Annotated in this window: 19 protein-coding genes; 9 read left to right on the plus strand and 10 right to left on the minus strand. The window is 71.3% G+C overall.

The window, feature by feature from the left end; translation table 11 throughout:
* Positions 1-87: 87 nt before the first annotated feature.
* On the plus strand, positions 88-954 hold the full coding sequence (locus STRCI_RS12350) for a macro domain-containing protein (RefSeq protein WP_269658956.1): 867 nt from the start codon (positions 88-90) through the stop codon (positions 952-954).
* A gap of 31 nt (positions 955-985) precedes the next feature.
* Here the strand turns inward: STRCI_RS12350 and STRCI_RS12355 are convergent, their stop codons facing one another.
* From STRCI_RS12355 to STRCI_RS12370, 4 genes are all read right to left on the minus strand, one after another.
* Positions 986-2,203, minus strand: coding sequence for an MFS transporter (locus STRCI_RS12355; protein WP_269658957.1), 1,218 nt, complete (start codon positions 2,201-2,203; stop codon positions 986-988).
* Between the two features lie 112 nt (positions 2,204-2,315).
* The gene (locus STRCI_RS12360; RefSeq protein ID WP_269658958.1) at positions 2,316-3,368 is read right to left on the minus strand and encodes an endonuclease/exonuclease/phosphatase family protein; all 1,053 of its coding nucleotides are present in this window, start codon (positions 3,366-3,368) and stop codon (positions 2,316-2,318) included.
* A 181-nt stretch (positions 3,369-3,549) separates the two neighbouring features.
* A complete protein-coding gene (locus STRCI_RS12365) occupies positions 3,550-4,185 on the minus strand; it encodes a TetR/AcrR family transcriptional regulator (RefSeq protein ID WP_269658959.1) in 636 nt (211 codons plus the stop codon).
* An 18-nt stretch (positions 4,186-4,203) separates the two neighbouring features.
* Positions 4,204-5,754, minus strand: a complete 1,551-nt coding sequence (locus tag STRCI_RS12370) for an MFS transporter (RefSeq protein WP_269658960.1) — start codon at positions 5,752-5,754, stop codon at positions 4,204-4,206.
* 192 nt (positions 5,755-5,946) lie between these two features.
* Between STRCI_RS12370 and panB the strand changes: the two genes are divergently transcribed.
* From panB to STRCI_RS12385, 3 genes are all read left to right on the plus strand, one after another.
* The gene (panB, locus tag STRCI_RS12375; RefSeq protein WP_269658961.1) at positions 5,947-6,813 is read left to right on the plus strand and encodes a 3-methyl-2-oxobutanoate hydroxymethyltransferase; all 867 of its coding nucleotides are present in this window, start codon (positions 5,947-5,949) and stop codon (positions 6,811-6,813) included.
* 144 nt (positions 6,814-6,957) lie between these two features.
* Entirely contained in the window at positions 6,958-7,983 is a 1,026-nt protein-coding gene (locus STRCI_RS12380) for an ATP-binding cassette domain-containing protein (RefSeq protein ID WP_269658962.1), read from the plus strand.
* Positions 7,980-8,804 (plus strand): ABC transporter permease, encoded by an 825-nt coding sequence (locus STRCI_RS12385; RefSeq protein WP_269658963.1) that lies wholly within the window; start codon positions 7,980-7,982, stop codon positions 8,802-8,804. Before STRCI_RS12380 ends, STRCI_RS12385 begins: the two co-directional genes overlap by 4 nt.
* Positions 8,805-8,815: 11 nt before the next feature.
* Here STRCI_RS12385 and STRCI_RS12390 read toward each other — a convergent pair whose 3' ends face one another.
* Entirely contained in the window at positions 8,816-12,052 is a 3,237-nt protein-coding gene (locus STRCI_RS12390) for an ATP-binding protein (protein ID WP_269658964.1), read from the minus strand.
* 222 nt (positions 12,053-12,274) lie between these two features.
* Positions 12,275-12,808: a DUF6578 domain-containing protein gene (locus tag STRCI_RS12395; RefSeq protein WP_269658965.1), complete on the minus strand. Its 534-nt coding sequence runs from the start codon at positions 12,806-12,808 to the stop codon at positions 12,275-12,277.
* Positions 12,809-12,915: 107 nt separating this feature from the next.
* Between STRCI_RS12395 and STRCI_RS12400 the strand changes: the two genes are divergently transcribed.
* Entirely contained in the window at positions 12,916-13,683 is a 768-nt protein-coding gene (locus tag STRCI_RS12400; RefSeq protein ID WP_269658966.1) for a site-2 protease family protein, read from the plus strand.
* On the opposite strand, the gene STRCI_RS12405 is transcribed toward STRCI_RS12400, so the two are convergent.
* The 3 genes from STRCI_RS12405 to STRCI_RS12415 are packed head-to-tail and all read right to left on the minus strand — an operon-like array spanning position 13,668 to position 15,750.
* Complete coding sequence (locus STRCI_RS12405; protein WP_269658967.1) at positions 13,668-13,847, minus strand: hypothetical protein; 180 nt, start codon at positions 13,845-13,847, stop codon at positions 13,668-13,670. The genes STRCI_RS12400 and STRCI_RS12405 overlap by 16 nt on opposite strands.
* Before the next feature lie 59 nt (positions 13,848-13,906).
* Positions 13,907-14,614, minus strand: coding sequence for an NADPH-dependent F420 reductase (npdG, locus tag STRCI_RS12410; RefSeq protein WP_269658968.1), 708 nt, complete (start codon positions 14,612-14,614; stop codon positions 13,907-13,909).
* Between the two features lie 47 nt (positions 14,615-14,661).
* A complete protein-coding gene (locus STRCI_RS12415) occupies positions 14,662-15,750 on the minus strand; it encodes a sialidase family protein (RefSeq protein WP_269658969.1) in 1,089 nt (362 codons plus the stop codon).
* A 78-nt stretch (positions 15,751-15,828) separates the two neighbouring features.
* On the opposite strand from STRCI_RS12415, the gene STRCI_RS12420 reads away from it, so the two are divergent.
* Positions 15,829-16,431 carry a hypothetical protein gene (locus STRCI_RS12420; protein WP_269658970.1) on the plus strand — a complete coding sequence of 201 codons (603 nt, stop codon included), beginning with the start codon at positions 15,829-15,831 and terminating at the stop codon, positions 16,429-16,431.
* A 69-nt stretch (positions 16,432-16,500) separates the two neighbouring features.
* Positions 16,501-17,784: an MFS transporter gene (locus STRCI_RS12425; RefSeq protein WP_269658971.1), complete on the plus strand. Its 1,284-nt coding sequence runs from the start codon at positions 16,501-16,503 to the stop codon at positions 17,782-17,784.
* Here STRCI_RS12425 and STRCI_RS12430 read toward each other — a convergent pair whose 3' ends face one another.
* Positions 17,785-18,015, minus strand: a complete 231-nt coding sequence (locus tag STRCI_RS12430) for a hypothetical protein (protein WP_269658972.1) — start codon at positions 18,013-18,015, stop codon at positions 17,785-17,787.
* A gap of 58 nt (positions 18,016-18,073) precedes the next feature.
* Here STRCI_RS12430 and map point away from each other — a divergent pair, with 58 nt between their 5' ends.
* Both map and STRCI_RS12440 read left to right on the plus strand, forming a co-directional pair.
* Positions 18,074-18,931: a type I methionyl aminopeptidase gene (gene map / locus STRCI_RS12435; RefSeq protein WP_269658973.1), complete on the plus strand. Its 858-nt coding sequence runs from the start codon at positions 18,074-18,076 to the stop codon at positions 18,929-18,931.
* 120 nt (positions 18,932-19,051) lie between these two features.
* Entirely contained in the window at positions 19,052-19,699 is a 648-nt protein-coding gene (locus STRCI_RS12440; RefSeq protein ID WP_269658974.1) for a biliverdin-producing heme oxygenase, read from the plus strand.
* Positions 19,700-19,717: the final 18 nt, after the last annotated feature.

Genomic DNA, 19,717 nt, shown 5'->3' on the forward strand with positions numbered 1-19,717 from the left:
GGTCGGAGCCGGATTCCTCCGATCCAGCGAATGGGCCGACGGTCGCTGACCGTCGGCCTCGTCGTTCCTCACCCGTCAGGAGAAAAGTTGGCGACGAATCAGTCGCTCGCCGTATTTCGCTCACGCCGAGGGTGGACTGTCCTCTCCGTACATTTCTCGATCGCCTTCGCCGCTCTGGCCGGAGTCGTGCAGCTGATACTGACGGTCAGGCCGGTTTCCCTGCTGCAGGGAGCCGACACACTGTTAGGGATCGCCGCCCTCTCGTGCTGCTGGGCGCTGGCGAGGTCGCTCCCCCGTGAAGCGGTCGAGCACGGCTTCAAGAACCCCGACTTCTCCGTGGTGGTGAAGGTGGGGGATCTGTTCGACGAGCCGTCCGACCTGGTGATCGGTTTCACTGATGTCTTCGACACCGATACCGAGGACGACAGCATCATCGCGCCGAGAACTGTGCAAGGTCAGCTGCTGGCAAGAGTGTTCGACGGGGATGTCCCGGCTCTGGACGCGGCTCTCATGTCGTCACTTAGCGGTGCCCGGGTGTGCGAGGCGGAAAGCAGGGAGAGCAAGCCGAAGGGAAAGCTCGACCGGTATCCGGTGGGCACCGTGGCCGTCGTGCCGCACGGGGGCAGCCGGTTTTACTGCGTCGCCTACTCGCACATGAGCAATGACCTGATCGCGCAGTCGAGCGTCGATTCGATCTGGCAGAGCCTCGGCAACCTCTGGTCCGCCATCGGCGCACATGGTCATCTCGAACCCGTGGCGGTTCCGATCCTGGGCTCGGACCTCGCGAAAGTGGGAAGTCTGGGGCGCGAGAGCCTGCTCAAGATGATCATTCTTTCGTTTGTGGCCGCGTCGCGGGCAAGCCTGGTCTCCCGCCAACTGACCGTGGTCGTCCATCCGGACGACGCGGACGAGGTGAACCTGCTCGAAGTGCGGGCGTTCCTCACCTCGCTCTGACGGCGCCGGCCGGCGGGAAACACCGGCAGCCTCAGGATCGCACCGCCTCCGCGGCCTGCGGCAGATGCCCCGCGACGACTCGTTCCCGCCCGGACGCGGGAGCCCGCCGCCGGTCCACCGCGTACGCCGCTCCGGCGACCCCGAGCCCCAGCACCGCCAGGCCCGCCCCCGCAACCGCCGGGGACGTCACGCCGAAGCCCGCCGCCAGGGCGACGCCGCCGATCCAGGCGCCCCCGGCGTTGGCCAGGTTGAAGGCGGCCTGGTTGGCGGAGGAGGCCAGCGAGGGGGCTGCCGACGCCTTCTCCATGACCATCAGCTGGAGGGGGGAACCGGTCACGAACGCCGCCGCGCCCAGCAGGACCACCGCCACCGCCGCGCTCCACGCCGTGGACATCAGCAGCGGGAAGAGGGAAAGGACCAGGACCATCGACGCCAGCCCGCCGAAAAGCGTCGCGCGCATCGCGTGGTCCGCCAGGCGGCCGCCCAGCAGGTTGCCGACCGTCGCGCCGACGCCGAACAGCGCGAGCAGCAGGGTGACGCCGGCGTCGGTGTACCCGGCCGCGTCCGTCAGCATCGGGGTCACGTAGCTGTACGCCGCGAACAGTGCGGCGAAGCCCGCCACCGTGGTGCCGAGGGCCAGCCAGACGGGGAGGGAGCGCAGGGCGGCCAGTTCGCCGCGCAGGCCGTGGGAGGGGGCGGTCCCGCCGTCGCGCGGGATCAGCAGGGCCAGGGAGGCGATCGCGGCGACGCCGATCGCGCTCACGCCGAGGAAGGTGGCACGCCAGCCCAGGTGCTGGCCCATGAGCGTGGCGACGGGGACGCCCACGACGTTGGCGACAGTCAGGCCCAGGAACATCAGGGAGACCGAGCGGGCCTTGCGCTCCGGTGCGACCAGGCTCGTCGCGACGACCGCGCCGACACCGAAGAAGGCGCCGTGCGGCAGTCCGCTCAGGAAGCGGGCAGCGAGCAGCCAGCCGTGGTCGGGGGCGAGGGCGGACAGCGCGTTGCCCGCCACGAAGAGTGCCATCAGGCCGATCAGGACCTTGCGGCGGGACATCCGGGCGGTGGCGGCGGCGAGCAGTGGGGCGCCGATGACGACGCCGAGCGCGTACGCCGAGACCAGGTGACCGGCGCTGGGGATGGAGATGCCGAGGTCGGCCGCGACGTCGGGCAGCAGGCCCATCATCACGAACTCGGTGGTGCCGATGCCGAAGGCACCGATGGCCAGGGCGAGCAGGGCCAGGGGCATGGAGGGTCTGCGCCTTTCGGGGAGCGGTGGTCCACACATCTTATGTTCATGTGCGGAACAAACTCTCCCCGGCGCAGTATTCCGGGCGGTGAAGGCCGGGTTACCAGGGGCTTTACGAGGCCGTTGTGTCGACCTTCACACGCGCCGCGACCGGCAGATGGTCGCTCCCGGTCTCCGGCAGCGTCCACGAGGTGACCGGCTCGATGCCCTTCACCAGGATCTGGTCGATCCGCGCCATCGGGAACGAGGCCGGCCAGCTGAACCCGAACCCACTGCCCGCCGCACCCTGCGTGGAGCGCATCTGGGAGGTGACGGCGTTCAGCGCGCGGTCGTTCATCGTGCCGTTCAGATCGCCGAGCAGCACGCTCCGCGGCAGCTTCTCGTCGGCGATGGCCTCGCCCAGCGCGTCCGCGCTCTTGTCGCGCTGGCGGGCGGTGAACCCGGCCTCCATCTTCACGCGCACCGACGGGAGATGGGCGACGTAGACCGCGACCTCGCCGGACGGCGTGCTGACAGCGGCGCGCATGGCGCGGGTCCAGCCGAGCTTGATGTCGACGGACTTCACCCCACTCAGCGGGTACTTGCTCCACAGCCCGACCGTGCCCTGCACCGAGTGGTACTTGTACGTCGCCAACAGCGCCTTCTCGTACACCGGCACCGCCGTCGCGGTCAGCTCCTCCAGCGCCACCACGTCCGCCCCGGAGGCGGCCACGTCACGGGCGGTTTTGGCGGGGTCGGGGTTGTCGGCGTTGACGTTGTGCGTGGCGATGGTGAGGTCGCCGCCCGAGGAGGTCTTGTCGGTGAGCAGCCCGCCGAAGAGGTTCAGCCAGACGACCGCGGGCAGCACCATCGCGATCAGCGCGGTCGCCGACTTGCGCACCAGGCCGATGACCAGCAGCAGCGGCACGAACAGACCGAGCCACGGCAGGAAGGTCTCGGTGAGGCTGCCGAGGTTGCCGATGCGGTTGGGGATGTGCGCGTGCAGCAGCATGACCAGGGCGAGCAGTGCTGCGAAGGCGGCGGTGACGATGCCCCGGCGCCAGATCCGCGGGTCACCGCGCCAGCCGGTGAAGAGCCGCTCCAGCAGACGCCGGAACCGGTTTCCCCGGCGCTCTGGTCCCGAGCCGCCGCTGTCCGTCTCCGTCATGTACGCCTGCTGCGCCATACCGTCGCCTCACTGACTGCCGTGCACACCATCGTCCCCCGCGGTTACGACCCTAGGGGATGATCGGTTCTGTTCCTGCCGTCCCATGACGGCCGTACGGGCACGAGGACGTACAAGTCGCCTCGCGGAGTTCCGGTCGGCCGACGGGAAAGCGCGCTCTGTGACGAAACGCGCACATGCGCTACAGGGGAGGCGAACTGACGGGCCGTAGCCCTTCCAGCAGGGTGTCGACGATCTGCTCCGACAGACCGTCCGGCAGATCCGCGTCCGGGCGCATCACGGAGCGCAGCAGCATCGGGCCCACGAACAGGTCGTTGAGGAGTTCCACATCGACGTCCTCGCGCAGCTCGCCGTTGCGCTGGCCGCGGCGCAGCACCTCGACGCCGAGCCGGCGCCGGGGCGCGACGACGAGGGTGTGGTACGCCGTCCAGACCTTGGGGCTGCTCTTCATCTGGGCGTGGACGTTGTGCAGGATCGCCGAGGAACGGCTGAGCAGTCCGCGCTGCCGGAGCGACTCCAGCAGGACGACCAGGTCGTCGCGCATGGAGGTGCCGGGCAGTTCGGCGTCGGGCGGTTCGGCGGCCCGTACGACGTCGACGAACAGCTCCTCCTTGCCGCTCCAGCGACGGTAGATGGTGGCCTTGCCGACACCGGCGGTGCGGGCGATCCGCTCGATGGAGAGCTCCGCGAGCGGCACGCCCTCCTCCAGCAGCTTCATCACGCCCTCGATGATGGCGCGCTCCACGGCCTCGCTCCGGGGGCGGCCCCGGACCGGACCGGTCTGGCTGTCGGCGAGGTTCACGTGCGTCCCTTCCATGTACGGGGAGATTCTCCCTTACGAGGGGTCCTCGGTCCGCCCCGGCAGGAACAGCGCCACCACCACCGCGCCGATCAGCGCGACCGCGGCGCCCCCGAGGGCGGTGACGTGCATGGCGTGCAGGAAGGAGTCGTTGGCCTGGGCGATCAGCGGCCTGCCCTCGGGGCCGAGCCGGGCGGCGACGGCCAGCGTGGACTCGATGGACTCACCGGCCGTGTGGCGCAGTTCCGGCGGCAGGGCGGCAAGGTCGCCCTCGATCGCCGAGCGGTAGGAGGTGGACAGCACCGAGCCGAGCACCGCGATGCCGAGGGCGCCGCCGACCTGGCGGAAGGTGTTGCTGAGGGCGGAGGCGGAACCGGCCTTCTCGCGGGGCAGGGCCTGCATGATGACGACGCTGACCGGCGTCATGATGTGCGCCATGCCGGTGCCCATGAGGAAGAAGATCACCTCAAGGATCCAGATCGGGGTGTCCGCGTCCAGCGTGGCGAAGGCGGCCAGGGTCACCGCGATGAGCGCCATCCCGGCGGTCGTGGTGGCCCGGTTGCCGAAGCGGTCCACCAGCAGCCGGGCGCGCGGCGCGAAGATCAGCTGCGCGACGGCCAGCGGCAGCAACAGCAGGCCCGTCTCCAGGGGCGAGTAGCCGCGCACGCTCTGGGTGTAGAAGACGGAGAAGAAGGTCACGCCCATCAGCGCGAAGAAGACCAGCGCGATGGCGGCGATGGCGGCGGAGAACACCTTGTCGCGGAAGTAGGTGACATCGATCGAGGGATGGTCGCTGCGCTTCTCGAACACCACGAAGGCGATGAGTACGGCGAGCCCCGCGCCGATCGTGGACAGCACCGTGACATCGGTGAAGTCGGCCAGCTCGCCGCCCCGGATGATGCCGTAGACCAGCAGGACCAGGCCGACGACGGACAGGGTGACGCCGATGGGGTCGATGCGGCCGGGGCTGGGGTCGCGGGAGTCGGGGACCAGCCAGATCATCAGCGCGAGCGCGAGCAGCACGATGGGGACGTTGATGAGGAAGACAGAACCCCACCAGAAGTGGTCGAGCAGGACACCGCCGGTGATGGGGCCGATGGCGATGGCGAGACCGACGCCGCCGGCCCAGATGCCGATGGCCTTGGGCTGCTCGTCGCGCTCGAAGACGTTCATGAGGACGGCGAGCGTGGCGGGCATCACGAAGGCGGCGCCGAGGCCCATCACCGCGCGGAAGCCGATCAGCTCGGCCGGCGATCCGGCGAAGGCGGCCAGCGCTGAGCCGATGCCGAAGACGACGAGCCCGCCGAGCAGGACCCGCTTGCGGCCGAGCCGGTCGCCGAGCAGACCGGCGCTGAACAGCAGGCCCGCGAAAACCAGGGTGTAGGCGTTGATCGCCCACTCCAGCTCGCTCTGGGTGGCGCCGAGGCCGGTCGGGGCGGGGGTGGAGATCGTCTTGACGGCGACGTTGAGGATCGAGTTGTCGAGCACGATGATCAGCAGACTCAGCATGAGCACGCCGAGGATGGCCCAGCGGCGGCGATGCACCGCTTCCGGTATCCGGGGTACGGCAGGAGCGGAGGTAGTCATGGAGTCCACCCTAGGAGATTTACGATACGGGACCGTGCCGTATCGTAAATCTCCTACCCGGCTCTTACCCCGCTCTTACACCGGTCGAGCGTGACCGAGGCCCCCCTAGCCGCGCCTGGCACGAAGTGCCACCATGGAGGGGATCCGGGGACGCCGTCAGGGTGCCTCGAGATGACGTAAGGAGCCGTTGCCATGACGCAGCTTTCGGCTGCCCAGACCACACCTTCCGGCGGCAGCAAAGCGCTGTACGGAGGGAAGGGCACCCGCCGCATCACCGTCCGGGACATCGCCCTCGCCAAGGAGCGGGGCGAGAAGTGGCCCATGCTCACCGCCTACGACGCGATGACCGCGTCCGTCTTCGACGAGGCCGGGATCCCGGTCATGCTGGTCGGGGACTCGGCGGGCAACTGCCACCTGGGGTACGAGACCACCGTGCCCGTCACGCTCGACGAGATGACCATGCTGTCGGCGGCCGTCGTACGGGGCACCTCGCGCGCCCTGATCGTCGGCGACCTGCCCTTCGGCTCCTACCAGGAGGGCCCGGTGCAGGCGCTGCGCTCGGCGACCCGGCTGGTGAAGGAGGCCGGTGTCGGCGCCGTGAAGCTGGAGGGCGGCGAGCGCTCGCACCGCCAGATCGAGCTGCTGGTCGAGTCCGGCATCCCGGTGATGGCCCACATCGGCCTGACCCCGCAGTCCGTCAACGCCATGGGCTACCGCGTCCAGGGCCGCGGCGAGGAGGCGGCTGCGCAGCTGCTCCGTGACGCCAAGGCGGTCCAGGACGCGGGCGCCTTCGCGGTCGTGCTGGAGCTGGTCCCGGCGGAGCTGGCGGCCGAGGTGACCCGGGTGCTGCACATCCCGACGGTCGGCATCGGCGCGGGCGCCGAGACCGACGCCCAGGTCCTGGTCTGGACGGACATGATGGGTCTGACCGGCGGCCGGGTGCCCAAGTTCGTCAAGCAGTACGCCGAGCTGCGCCAGGTCATGGGCGACGCGGCGAAGGCGTTCGCGGAGGACGTCGTCGGCAGCACGTTCCCCACCGAGGAGCACTCCGTCCACTAGAGCCACAGCGGTACAGAGGCAGCCCGCCGATTTCCCCCGTCGGCGGGCTGCTGCCGTTCCGGGCACCGTTCTTGTCGGCGGGATGTAGGTCCCTGTAGGGCCCTTGTCGGTGTTCTGTCGGTGGCGCCTGACACCGTCCTTCCCATGACGCGAATCGACAAGAACCCCAGCGGCGCGGGGAGCGCCGTCACCGTGCGGGGGCTGGTCAAGCACTACGGCGAGACCAAGGCGTTGGACGGTGTGGACCTGGATGTGCGGGAGGGGTCCGTGATGGGGGTGCTCGGGCCCAACGGGGCCGGGAAGACCACCCTGGTCAGGATCCTGTCCACGCTGCTGACGCCCACCGCGGGGCAGGCGACCGTCGCGGGGTACGACGTCCTGCGCCAGCCCCGCCAGCTGCGCCGGGTGATCGGGCTGACCGGCCAGTACGCCTCCGTGGACGAGAAACTCCCGGGCTGGGAGAACCTGTACCTCATCGGGCGGCTGCTCGACCTGTCCCGGCGCGACGCCCGCGCCCGCGCCGACGAGCTGCTGGAGCGGTTCTCGCTCACCGAAGCCGGGAAGCGGCCCGCCGCCACCTACTCCGGCGGTATGCGGCGGCGCCTCGACCTCGCCGCCTCGATGATCGGGCATCCGGCCGTGCTGTATCTCGACGAGCCGACGACCGGGCTCGACCCGCGCACCCGCATGGAGGTGTGGGACGAGGTCAAGGCCATGGTCGGGGACGGCGTCACCGTGCTGCTGACCACCCAGTACATGGAGGAGGCCGAGCAGCTCGCCTCCGAGCTGACCGTCGTCGACCGGGGGAAGGTCATCGCCAAGGGCGGGATCGACGAGCTGAAGGCCAAGGTCGGCGGGCGCACCCTGCGGATCCGGCCCGCCGATCCGCTGCAACTGCGGCCGCTGGCCGCGCATCTCGACGGGCTCGGGATCACCGGGCTCGCCAGCACCACCGTGGACCCCGAGCGCGGCTCCCTGCTGGTGCCGATCCTGAGCGACGAGCAGCTCACCGCGGTCGTCGCGGCCGTCACCTCGCGCGGGGTCACGCTGGCCTCCGTCGCCACCGAACTGCCCAGCCTGGACGAGGTGTTCCTGTCCCTCACCGGCCACCGCGCCAGCGCCCCGCAGGACGCCGTGCCCGCCGACGACCGCGAGGAGGTCGCCGTATGACCACCACCACGATCACCACGACCCACGTCGGCGCCGCCGACGCCCGTATCCCGTTGCGCAGTCATCTGCGGCACACCGGCGCGCTCGTCCGGCGCAATCTGCTGTGGATCCGGCAGGACCCGGAGTCGATGGCCGACGCCGTCCTCTTCCCGATCGTCTTCACGCTGCTGTTCGTGTACGTCTTCGGCGGCTCCATCGGGCAGTCGCTGGGCGGCGGACAGGAGGCGTATGTGCAGTACGTCGTGCCCGGCATGCTCGCCATGATGGGCATGACCATGGCCCAGGGCGTGGGCACCGGCTTCAACCAGGACTTCAACACCGGTGTCATGGACCGCTTCCGGTCCCTGCCGATCGGCCGCGGCTCGGTGCTGTTCGCCAAGATCGCGGTGGAGCTGCTGCGGATGCTGTTCGCGACCGCCGTGCTGATGGTGGTGTCCCTGCTGGTGGGCTTCGACGTCACCAACTGGGGTGGCCTGCTGGCCTCCGTCGCCCTGTCCGTGGTCTTCGGCTCGGCGCTGATGTGGGTCTTCCTCACCCTCGGCGTGGTGATGAAGAACGTGCAGTCCGTGCAGGCGATGGGCTTCCTGGTGCTGATGCCGCTCCAGTTCGGCTCGTCGATCTTCGCGCCGACGAACTCGATGCCGGGCTGGCTGCAGAACTTCACCGACTACAACCCGCTCTCCGCGCTCGCGGACGCGTCCCGCGGGCTGACGAACGGCGGTCCGGTCGCCCACGACCTGTGGCTGACGCTCGGCTGGTCGGTGCTGCTGACCGCGGTCATGGCGCCGATCGCCATCCACAAGTTCCGCACCAAGACCTGACCCGCACCGGGTCACACCAGGGCGGCGGCCTCCTTCGCGGTGAGGCGGCCGCCCTCGGCGTACCCGGCCTGGTACGTCTCCTCGTCGAGGACCGCGCGCACCGCGGCGGTCGCCCGGGCCCGGCACTCGCGCTCCAGGGTGGAGTTCAGGTGTCCGGGCGGCAGCAGCGCCTCGGCGGCCCCGAGACAGCGGGCGGCGTCGTAGGGCTCGCTGTCGGCCAGCGCCACGGCTGCGATGACCAGGCAAGCCGAGACCAACTGCGGGGCCATGGCCTCCGCCACCGCGTTGTCCGCCTGCTCCAGAGCGCGCCGGAGCTTGTCCCGGGCCTCTTCGTGGTGACCCTCGGAGGCGTCCATCCAGGCCTCCCCGCTGAGGATGAAGGCGTCGAAGACATGGAACTGGGCGAGGCCGAAGTTCTCGCGCAGCACCCGGATCTGCTCGCGGGCCTCGGTGGTACGGCCGGTGATGCTGAGCCAGCCGGCGAGGATGACCCGGCTGAACGGCATCGCCTCGCTGTGCCCGCCGTCCAGCCCGTCGATGACCTCCCGCAGCAGGCGTTCGCCCCGTTCGCCCTGTCCGTCCTCCAGCAGCGCGCCGGCCAGCCGGGCGGACAGGACGGCCTCCTGGGCACGGGCACCGAGCCGTCGGGCCCGCTCGATGGCCGCCTCATAGTCGGCGGCCGCATCCGCGTAGGCGCCCGTCCGCTCGCGGGCCTCCGCGCGCGCCGACAGCGCCTCGGCCGTGCCCCATTCGTCGCCCAGCCGCTCGTAGATGGCGAGCGACTCGTCGGCGTCCCGGGCCGCTTCCCCGGCGCGCTCGGGGCGGTTGGCGAGGCCGTTGGCGCGCATCTGGAGGGTGGCGGCCAGCTCCCACTCGTAGCCCGGGGTGGTCCGGCAGGTCTCCACGCAGGCGTTGAGCAGCCGGGCGACCGTGTCCATGTCGCCGGTGAGCATCACGGCGAACACGGCCAGGATGCCGGGGCTACGGCAGGACTGCGGAAGCCCCGGCGGGTAGGTCGCGGCGATGGTGCGCAGCTTCTGCTGGGCGACCGGGTTCTGCCAGGCGTCCAACTCGGTGTCCATGCAGGCGAAATGGGCCAGATGGACACCGCGCCGGGCCTCGGCCAGCACCTCTCCGGTGTACGGGGGCGGCTCGGCGGTGCAGCGCTGCCAGACCGGCTCGGCCGGACGGACCGGCTCGGCGAAGGCGAAGGGGTCGGGGCCGAGCGCCATCACCTCCGCGCACCAGGTGCGGGCCTCGATCCTCAGGTCGCGCATCTGCCAGTACCAGCCCAGCGACAGCGCCAGCGCCAGCGCCTCCTGCTCGTCGCGCTCGGCGACGGCGTGCCGCAGGGCGGTGCGCAGGTTCTCGTACTCCCGCTGGAGCAGTTCCACGGCGGCCAGTTGACCGGAGCCGCGCAGCAACGGGTCGGTGACCCGGGCGAGTTCGCGGTAGTACGTCAGATGCGCGCGCTCGGCGCGGGGGCGTTCCCCGGCCTCGTCCAGGCGTTCGCGCGCGTACTCGGCGACGGTCTCCAGGAGCCGGTAGCGCATCGCCCCGTCGCCCGAAGGGGCGGCCACCACCAGGGACTTGTCGACGAGGGAGCCGAGCGCGTCGAGGGCGGCGGGCCCGCACACGGCCTCCGCGGCGGGCAGGTCGCAGCCGCCCGCGAAGACCGAGAGCCGGCTGAGGACCTCGCGTTCGGCCTCGTCGAGCAGGTCCCAGGACCAGTCGACGACGGCCCTGAGGGTCTGCTGGCGGGGCAGGACGGTACGGCTGCCGGAGGTCAGCAGCCGGAAGCGGTCGTCGAGCCGGTCGGCGATCTGGCGGGGAGTGAGCATCCGCAGCCGGGCGGCGGCGAGCTCGATGGCGAGGGGCAGTCCGTCGAGGCGGCGGCAGATCTCGGCGCAGGCCTCGGGGTCGTCGTCGACGCGGAATCCGGGGCGGGCCGCGGCGCCCCGATCGGTGAGCAGGCGCAGCGCGTAGGGCTGGGGCAGGGATTCCACCGGGCGCAGTACCTCGCCGGGTACGCCGAGGGGTTCACGGCTGGTGGCCAGGACCGTCAGTCCCGGGCAGTGGGCCAGCAGGTGTTCGGCGAGCCGGGCGGCGGCGTCGACGACGTGTTCGCAGTTGTCGAGGACGATCAGCAGGCGGCGCCGGGAGCAGTGCTCCACGAGGCGTTCGACCGGGTCGTCGTGCCGGTCGGCGCTGCGGAGCTCCTCGGCTCCGGCGCCGTAGAGCACGGTCTCGCGGGCGCCGACGGCGGTGAGCACGGCTTCCGGTACGGCCTCGGGATCGTCGACGGGGGCGAGTTCGGCCAGCCAGATCCCGTCGGGTGCGGTGTCCCGGAGGGTCTCGGCGGCCTCCTGGGACAGCCGGGTCTTCCCCGCGCCGCCGGGCCCGAGGAGCGTGACCAGCCGGGCGCCGCCGAGGTCCCCGCGGATGGCGTCGATGTCGGCTTCCCGGCCGACGAAGGAGGTCAGCCGGGCCCGCAGGTTGCCCAGGTGCGTCGGCGCCGGTTCCGGGGCCAGCAACTCGCGGTGCAGGGCGGCCAGTTCGGCGCCGGGATCGGATCCGAGCCGTTCGGCGAGCAGGAGGCGCACGTCGTCGTAGGCGGCGAGCGCCTCGGCGGGGCGGCCGAGATCGCGCAGCGCCCGCAGCCGCAGCGTCTGCAACGGCTCGTCCAGCGGATGGCTGTCGCACAGGGCGGTCAGCTCCGGCAGCGCCTGTTCGGCCTGGCCGAGGGCGAGGGCGGCGGTGTGCCGGGCGCGCAGGGCGTCCAGGCGGCGGGTCTGCCTGCGGGCGGCCTCGGCGGTGCGGTCGGGGAGGTCGGCGAGGGCGGGGCCGTGCCACAGGGCGAGGGCGTCGTCGAGGACTCCGGCGGCCTTGGCGGGGTCGCCGTCGGCGAGGGCGCGGATGCCGTCGGCGGTGAGCCGCTCGAAGCGGTGCAGGTCGATGTCGTCGGGGCGGGCGGCGAGCCGGTACCCGCCGTCCACGGACTCGATCGCGTCGGCGCCGAGGCTCCGCCGCAGCCGCCCGACCAGCGCCTGGAGCGCCCCGGCCGCATCGGCGGGCGGATCCCCGGCCCACACCTCGTCCACGAGTAGCTGCACGGGCACGGTACGGCCACCGCGCAGCGCGAGCACGCCGAGCAGCGCACGCAGCCGCGCCCCGCCGACCGGGACGGGGGTGCCGTCGGGACGAAGGGCCTGGGTAGTGCCGAGGATGCGATAGCGCACGGGGTCCATTGTCTCTGGTGTGTGGGGGTGGGGGTTAGGGCCTGTCGTTTGGATCAGGCCGGCTGCAAGAAGGGGCCGGGTCGGCGGGGCCGAGCGGGGTCTGGTGCGTGCAGCTGCAAGGCGGAGGAGGGCGGCGACGCGGAGCGTCGGCAACCGACGACAACGCCGCAGATGTGCGTGCCAGACCCCGCGACGCCGGACTGATCCAAACGACAGGCCCTAGGGGGCATTTCAGCGGTCCGGGACCTCCAGGGTGACCAGTGCTCCGGATTCCCTCCGCCCTCGGCCCGCCGTGGGCGGTTCCGGGTCCGTGAACCACTTCGGGCAGGTGTCGACCGCCCGTAGCGACCGGGTCCCCGGCACCGGCTCCCAGGTGCGCGAACCCGGTTCGGTCTCGGCGTACTCCTGGCTGACGACCCGCACGGCCCGCACCAGGCCGGTGACCTCCGGCCACTCTCCCCCGTGCCGTTCGACCGTCAGCAGCCCGGCCAGGCGGATCCGGTCGCCGGGCCGCTCCTCGCCGAGGTCCTCCGGGGCGACGACGTCGACGGGGTCCTCGTGCAGGGCGACGGTGAGTCCCCTCTCGTCCTCCAGGACCCGGACGCCGTTCACCTGGGCCACCTCCCCGACGACCTCGGCCACCTCGTCGTCCCAGTCGCCGGATTCGCCGAGCAGCAGCGGCCAGCTCACCTCGTCGCCCACCGAGAACGGTGTGCCGCAGCACTCCATCTGCCAGTCCGCGTAGAACACGTGCCAAATCCCCATCCCCCCACCTTCTCTGGAACCCGGCCCCTGTCGCGAGACGTTTTCCCGGTGCGCCCGGTACCGTCGGGCGGCAGCACACCGCGTGCCGACCAGTCCAGGGAGCCGCATTGACCGCCACCACCACCCGCCACAGCGACCGGCGGATGAGCCCTGTCTTCGCCGGCATCCTGGCCGTCACGGCGGTGACCGGCTGGGCCACCTGGACCGGGTTCGCCGAGCAGCCGGGCGTCGCCGTCTTCCTGTTCGTGACGGCGGCGTGGATCGTCTCGCTGTGCCTGCACGAGTACGCGCACGCCCGTACGGCGCTGCACAGCGGTGACATCTCGGTCGCCGCGAAGGGCTACCTCACGCTGAACCCGCTGAAGTACACGCACGCCCTGCTGAGCATCGTGCTCCCCGTGGTCTTCCTGATCATGGGCGGGATCGGTCTGCCGGGCGGGGCGGTCCTGATCGAGCGCGGACGGATCCCGGGGCGCTGGCGGCACAGCCTGATCTCGGCGGCGGGCCCGCTCACCAACCTGCTGTTCGCGGTGGTGTGCACGGCGCCGTTCTGGCTCGGCGCGCTGGACGGCGTCCCCGACGACTTCCGGGTCGCGCTCGCCTTCCTCGCCCTGCTCCAGGTCACGGCCGCGATCCTGAACTTCCTGCCGGTGCCGGGTCTGGACGGCTACGGCGTGATCGAGCCCTGGCTGTCGTACAACGTCCGCCGCCAGGTGGAGCCGTTCGCGCCGTTCGGGCTGCTGTTCGTGATCGCGCTGCTGTGGCTGCCCCCGGTGCGGGACGGCTTCCTCGACGTGGTGAACACGATCCTCGACGGCCTCGGCGTCAGCGAGCTGGAGACGTCGTACGGCTGGAGCCTCTACCGGTTCTGGTAGGCGGCGGCCTTCTGGCGCTTGAGGTAGTACCAGCACATGTTGGACGACAGCCCCGCCAGCAGCACCCAGACGATGCCCAGGAAGCTGCCCTGCGCGAAGGAGACGACGGCGGCGGCCACCGCGAGGACACAGACGACCAGGGCGTAGAGGGCGAGGCGGGGCATGCGGGGGTCTCCTGTCGGGGGACACTGCGGTACGACGCCCTCCAGTGTCCCCCATCCGCTCATACGTCCGTGATGCGGAGTCCCGCATGCGCCTTGTAGCGGCGGTTGACGGAGATCAGGTTCGCGACCAGGGACTCGACCTGGTGGGCGTTGCGCAGGCGGCCGGCGAAGACGCCGCGCATGCCGGGGATACGGCCGGCCAGCGCCTGGACGATCTCCACATCGGCGCGCACCTCGCCGAGGACCATCACATCGGTGTCGATCTCGTCGATCTCCGGGTCCTGGAGCAGCACCGCCGACAGGTGGTGGAAGGCGGCGGTGACCCGGGAGTCCGGCAGCAGCGCCGCGGCCTGCTGGGCCGCGCTGCCCTCCTCCGGCTTGAGCGCGTAGGCGCCCTGCTTGTCGAAGCCGAGCGGGTTGACGCAGTCGACGACCAGTTTCCCGGCGAGCTCCTCGCGCAGCGACTCCAGGGTCTTGCCGTGGCCCTCCCACGGCACGGCGACGATCACGATGTCGCTGCGGCGGGCGGTCTCGGCGTTGTCGGCGCCCTCGACGCCGTACCCGAGTTCCTCGGCGGCGGTCTGCGCGCGCTCCGCGGCCCGGGAGCCGATGATCACCTTCTGGCCGGCCTTGGCGAGCCGGTAGGCCAGGCCCTTGCCCTGCGGGCCGGTGCCGCCGAGCACGCCGACGACGAGCCCGGAGACGTCGGGCAGGTCCCAGGGGTCCTTGGCGGGGGCCTTCTGTGCAGCACTGTCGGTAGAGGTCATGGCCCGACTTTACGTGCGCCTCGACGGCCCCTCCGGGCGGACTCCGGTCAGGTGAGCCGCGTCACGGGCACCCGCCGGAAGACGATCCGCTCGTAGGCGCCGAAGTCGCCCGTCTCGTAGAGGAGTCCGACGGTGCCGGCGTCGATTTGGACCAGGTCGGAGTAGGCGGCGGGCAGGCCGTCGACGGTGACGCCGGGGCGCCAGGTGGTGCCGGAGTCGGTGGAGACGCGGATCGTCATCAGGGCGCGGCCGTCGGGGAAGGCGGGGCCGGAGAAGAGCAGCAGATCGGGGTCGCGGAGCTGGAGGACGCTCGCCTCGCAGACGGGGCCGTCGAGTCCGGCCTGGGGGCGGAAGGGGTGGTGGAGGGTCCGCCCGCCGTCCCTGGAGTGGGCGTCGGCGCGGTTGCCGGGGGACGGGGAGTCGTTGCGGGTGTTGAAGTAGACGCGGCCGTCGGGGAGTTCGGCCGCGGTGGTCTCGTTGACGTTGATGTAGCCGTTGGTGTTCTCGTCCAGGTACCCGAGCGACCAGGTGGCGCCCCGGTCGTCGCTGAGCAGGCAGTGGCCGCTGTTGTACTTGGCCTCGGTGCCGGTGTCTGTGCCGGTGGGCGGGAGGGTGTGGTTGGCGGGGACGACGATCCGGCCGGTGCGGAGCTGGAGGGCGTGGCCCGGGGTGGTGGCGTACCAGCGCCAGCCGGGCTTCTTGACGGACTCGGTGATCTCCCGCGGCTTGGACCAGCTGACCCCGTCGTCATCACTGTGCTGCACCCACACGCGGCGCCCGTCGGCGTCGGAGACCTCGCCGCGCAGGATGGCGGCCTCGGAGGCGGACGCGGCGGAGCGGACGTGGACGAGGAGGATCCGCCCGGTGTCGAGGACGACGGGGGCGGGGTTGCCGGCCAGGTCGACTCCGTTGCTGGCGGCGACCGTCAGCGGACCCCACGTCCGGCCACCGTCCGTCGACCGCTTCAGCACGATGTCGATATGCCCCCAGTCACGGGCGGACTCCACCCGCCCCTCACAGAAGGCGAGGAGAGTACCCGCGCCGCTGACGACGACGGCCGGGATCCGGAAACTGGCGTAACCCTCGCGTCCCGCACGGAAGGGGACGGAGGCGGGCAGGGCGGCGGATGCAGACATGTCGTACCGCATGCCCAGGTTGGGCGAATTCAGGGTGAACCGGCGGTCACGAGTGGCGCGGTGCGGCAGGATGCGGCCATGGACGCCGTACGGGTCGCGCTGCTGCGCGAAGTGCTCGCCGGGACCGAGTGGTTGGGGGCCACCCGGCGGTTCGCGGGCGTGCTGCGGGGCTCGGTGGTCTCGCACGGCGGCGGGCTGCTGCTGGTCGGCACCCCGGACCACGAGCCGTGGCATCTGGCGGCCCATCTGGTCGACGAGGCCGCCTGGTCGGGGACGCCCGAGCTGACCCCGACACTGGTACGGCAGGACGCGCGCGCCTCGGATCCGGCGCATCTGGCGGTCGGGCTGGGCCGGTTGGCGGCGGCGCGGCGGGGGGAGACGCTGCTGGTGGTGTCGCCGCAGGGGCCGGGCCCGGCGCTGCTGGAGCGGGTCCATGACGCCCGTCGGGCCGGGGCGACGGTACTGGCACTGGGCCCCGGCGAGGGTGACCTGGTGACGATGGCCCACGAGTCACTGGCCGTGCCGGAGGGCACGGACCTCGACCTGGACACGGTGCAGCACCTGGTGAGCGCGGCGGCCGGCGAGAACGCGGTGCCCTCCGGGCGGGGGCGCGGCCGCTTCCGGGACCGCCTGTCCCGGTTGGCGGAGTCCTTGACGGCACCGCCGCCGGCGCGGTGGTGAGGGCCTCGCAGCAGTAGCTGACAAAAAGAAGTTGCCCCGGTCTCCGGCCGCTGCGGACGATGACTCCTCGTGGCTTCCTTCCTCCCCGACCTCACCCCCTGGCACGCCTCCGTCGACTTCCGGCGGCTGTGGCTGTCAGGACTGATCTCCAACTTCGGCAGCTTTCTGACGTTCGTGGCGCTGCCGGTGCAGATCAAGGAGCTGACCGGCTCCGCGGCGGCCGTCGGGGCGATCGGGGCGGTGGAGCTGATCCCGCTGATCGTGTTCGGGCTGTACGGCGGCGCCCTCGCCGACGCGATGGACAAGCGCGGGCTGATCATCTGGACCGAGGCGGGGCAGGGGGTGCTCAGCGCGGCGCTGCTGGTGAACGCGCTGCTGCCGGAGCCCGCCGTATGGCCGCTGTACGTGGTGGCCGCGCTGTCCTCGGCGCTGGTGTCCGTGCAGCGCCCGGCGCTGGACTCGCTGTGGCCGCGGATCGTGGCCCATGAGCACCTCCCGGCCGCCGCCTCCCTCAACGCCCTGCGCTGGACGGTCGGCGGGGTCGCGGGCCCGGCGCTGGCGGGTGTGGTGGTGGCGTACGCGGGCCTGGGCTGGGCCTACGCCGCCGATCTGCTGACCTTCGCCGTCTCCGTCGTACTGATCATTCCGCTGGCCTCCTCCCCCGCCGCGCACGAGGCGGCGAAGCCCTCGCTGAAGGCCATCGCGGAGGGCGCCCGGTACGCGTGGGGCCGCAAGGAGCTGCTCGGCACCTACGCGATCGACCTGGCCGCGATGTTCCTGGCGATGCCGCTGGCGGTGCTGCCGTTCCTGGCGGACGAGCTGGACGCCGAGTGGTCGCTGGGGCTGATGTACGCGGCGGTGCCGTTCGGTTCGCTGCTGGTGAGCGTGAGCAGCGGCTGGACCGGGCGGATCCATCGGCACGGGCGGATGGTGGTGCTGGCGGCGGCGCTGTGGGGCGTGGCGATCGCGGCCGCGGGCGTGGTGGGCAACGTGTGGCTGGTGCTGCTGTTCCTGGCCGTGGCGGGCGGCTGCGACATGGTCAGCGGGATCTTCCGCGGGGTGATGTGGAACCAGACGATCCCGGACGAGCTGCGCGGGCGGCTCGCCGGGATCGAGTTGCTGTCGTACTCCGTCGGACCGACCCTCGGCCAGGTCAGGTCGGGCGGGTTCGCCGCGTGGTGGGGCGTGCGGGCGTCGGTGTGGTCGGGCGGACTGCTGTGCGCCGGGGCGGTGGGGCTGCTGGCGCTGTGCCTGCCGAAGCTGATGACGTACGACGCCCGGACGAGCGAGCATGCGAAGGGCGTGCGCGAACAGCGGGCCGCCGCCCAGGCGCAGGCGCCCTTGGGGGCCTGATCAGTCGTCGTCGGTGCCCGTCCTGGGGGCGTCGTGCCACTTGGGGTCGTTCTCCCACTCGAGGTTGCGCTCGCGGGCGGTCTCCATCGCGTGCTCGGCCTCCGCGCGGGAGTCGTACGGGCCGAACCGGTCCTTGCCGGGGCAGTCCGGACCCTCCTCGACCTTCTTGTGCTCCAGGCAGTAGTACCACTCGCCCGGCTTGCCGACCGTGCGCTTCTTGAACAACGGCATGACCTGCTCCTCTCGCAGGGAACATGTTCCCCCACGGCGGCTCGTTAGACTCGCTGGCATGTCTGGCCAGTCGCTGCTCGTACCAGGGGAGCTGTCTCCCATCCGTTCCGTACCCGGAAACATCCGGCGCCCCGAGTACGTCGGCAAGCCCGCGCCGACTCCGTACACGGGTCCCGAGGTGCAGACCCCGGAGACCGTCGAGGCGATGCGGGTCGCGGGGCGGATCGCCGCGCGGGCGATGGCCGAGGCGGCGAAGCTGATCGCACCGGGCGTCACCACGGACGAACTGGACAAGGTGGCGCACGACTACATGTGCGACCACGGCGCCTACCCCTCGACGCTCGGCTACCGCAGCTTCCCGAAGTCCCTGTGCACCAGCGTCAACGAGGTCATCTGCCACGGCATTCCGGACTCCACGGTGCTGCGGGACGGCGACATCATCAACCTCGACGTGACGGCGTACATCGGCGGGGTGCACGGCGACAACAACGCCACGTACCTGGTCGGCGAGGTCGACGAGGAGAGCCGGCTGCTGGTGGAGCGGACCCGGGAGTCCCTGAACCGGGCGATCAAGGCGGTCAAGCCGGGCCGGCAGATCAACATCATCGGCCGGGTGATCGAGTCGTACGCCAAGCGCTTCGGGTACGGCGTGGTCCGGGACTTCACCGGCCACGGCATCAACTCGTCGTTCCACTCGGGCCTGATCATCCCGCACTACGACAGCCCGCACGCGACGACGGTGATCCAGCCCGGGATGACCTTCACGATCGAGCCGATGCTGACGCTGGGCACGCACGAGTACGACATGTGGGACGACGGCTGGACGGTCGTGACCAAGGACCGCAAGCGCACGGCGCAGTTCGAGCACACGCTGGTGGTGACGGAGACGGGGGCGGAGATCCTTACGCTGCCGTAGCCCTCCGGGGCCCCGAGGCCCGTCCCCTGATGGGGGCGGGTCTTTTCTTGTACGCTTTTACCGACAGGGCGTCGGCAAACCTATTGACTTAGGTAAGCCTTACCTTAGAGGATGGCCGCCATGGACTCCTTCTCGACCGTCATCCGCACCGCCTCGCACGAGCAGCATGTGGAGGCGGAGACCTCGACGTTCATGAGCGATCTGCTCGGCGGGCGCCTCGGCGTCGACGCGTACGCGCGCTACACCGAGCAACTGTGGTTCGTCTACGAGGCGCTGGAGAGCGGAGCCGAGCGGCTGGCGTCGGATCCGGTGACCGGGCCGTTCATCCAGCCGGAGCTGTTCCGGCTGACGGCGCTGGAGCGGGACCTCGCGCATCTGCGGGGTCCGGAGTGGCGAGCGGGCGTGACGGCGCTGCCCGCGACGCGCGCGTACGCGGACCGGGTCCGGGAGTGCGCCGCGACCTGGCCCGCGGGTTACATCGCCCACCACTACACCCGCTACCTCGGGGACCTCTCCGGCGGCCAGATCATCCGCGACAAGGCGGAGCGGACCTGGGGCTTCGAGAAGAAGGGCGACGGCGTCCGCTTCTACGTCTTCGAGGGCATCACCAACCCCGCGGCCTTCAAGCGGTCCTACCGCGAACTCCTGGACGGGGTACGGGCGGACGACCTGGAGAAGCAGCGGATCGTGACGGAGTGCAAGAAGGCGTTCGCGCTGAACACCGCGGTGTTCCGGGCGCTGGGTGAGGAGTTCCCGCTGTCGGCGTGAGTGCGGTCGGGGCGAGCT

The organism is Streptomyces cinnabarinus (assembly GCF_027270315.1).
GTDB lineage: Bacteria > Actinomycetota > Actinomycetes > Streptomycetales > Streptomycetaceae > Streptomyces > Streptomyces cinnabarinus.

Coding starts and splice junctions, on each gene's coding strand:
- STRCI_RS12395 (WP_269658965.1), bottom strand. CDS start 12,808: ATGGGGATTTGGCACGTGTTCTACGCGGACTGGCAGATGGAGTGCTGC.
- map (WP_269658973.1), top strand. CDS start 18,074: ATGTCTGGCCAGTCGCTGCTCGTACCAGGGGAGCTGTCTCCCATCCGT.
- STRCI_RS12415 (WP_269658969.1), bottom strand. CDS start 15,750: ATGTCTGCATCCGCCGCCCTGCCCGCCTCCGTCCCCTTCCGTGCGGGA.
- STRCI_RS12365 (WP_269658959.1), bottom strand. CDS start 4,185: ATGGAAGGGACGCACGTGAACCTCGCCGACAGCCAGACCGGTCCGGTC.
- STRCI_RS12430 (WP_269658972.1), bottom strand. CDS start 18,015: ATGCCGTTGTTCAAGAAGCGCACGGTCGGCAAGCCGGGCGAGTGGTAC.
- STRCI_RS12405 (WP_269658967.1), bottom strand. CDS start 13,847: ATGCCCCGCCTCGCCCTCTACGCCCTGGTCGTCTGTGTCCTCGCGGTG.
- panB (WP_269658961.1), top strand. CDS start 5,947: ATGACGCAGCTTTCGGCTGCCCAGACCACACCTTCCGGCGGCAGCAAA.
- STRCI_RS12380 (WP_269658962.1), top strand. CDS start 6,958: ATGACGCGAATCGACAAGAACCCCAGCGGCGCGGGGAGCGCCGTCACC.
- STRCI_RS12390 (WP_269658964.1), bottom strand. CDS start 12,052: ATGGACCCCGTGCGCTATCGCATCCTCGGCACTACCCAGGCCCTTCGT.
- STRCI_RS12360 (WP_269658958.1), bottom strand. CDS start 3,368: ATGGCGCAGCAGGCGTACATGACGGAGACGGACAGCGGCGGCTCGGGA.
- npdG (WP_269658968.1), bottom strand. CDS start 14,614: ATGACCTCTACCGACAGTGCTGCACAGAAGGCCCCCGCCAAGGACCCC.
- STRCI_RS12385 (WP_269658963.1), top strand. CDS start 7,980: ATGACCACCACCACGATCACCACGACCCACGTCGGCGCCGCCGACGCC.
- STRCI_RS12370 (WP_269658960.1), bottom strand. CDS start 5,754: ATGACTACCTCCGCTCCTGCCGTACCCCGGATACCGGAAGCGGTGCAT.
- STRCI_RS12440 (WP_269658974.1), top strand. CDS start 19,052: ATGGACTCCTTCTCGACCGTCATCCGCACCGCCTCGCACGAGCAGCAT.
- STRCI_RS12420 (WP_269658970.1), top strand. CDS start 15,829: ATGGACGCCGTACGGGTCGCGCTGCTGCGCGAAGTGCTCGCCGGGACC.
- STRCI_RS12355 (WP_269658957.1), bottom strand. CDS start 2,203: ATGCCCCTGGCCCTGCTCGCCCTGGCCATCGGTGCCTTCGGCATCGGC.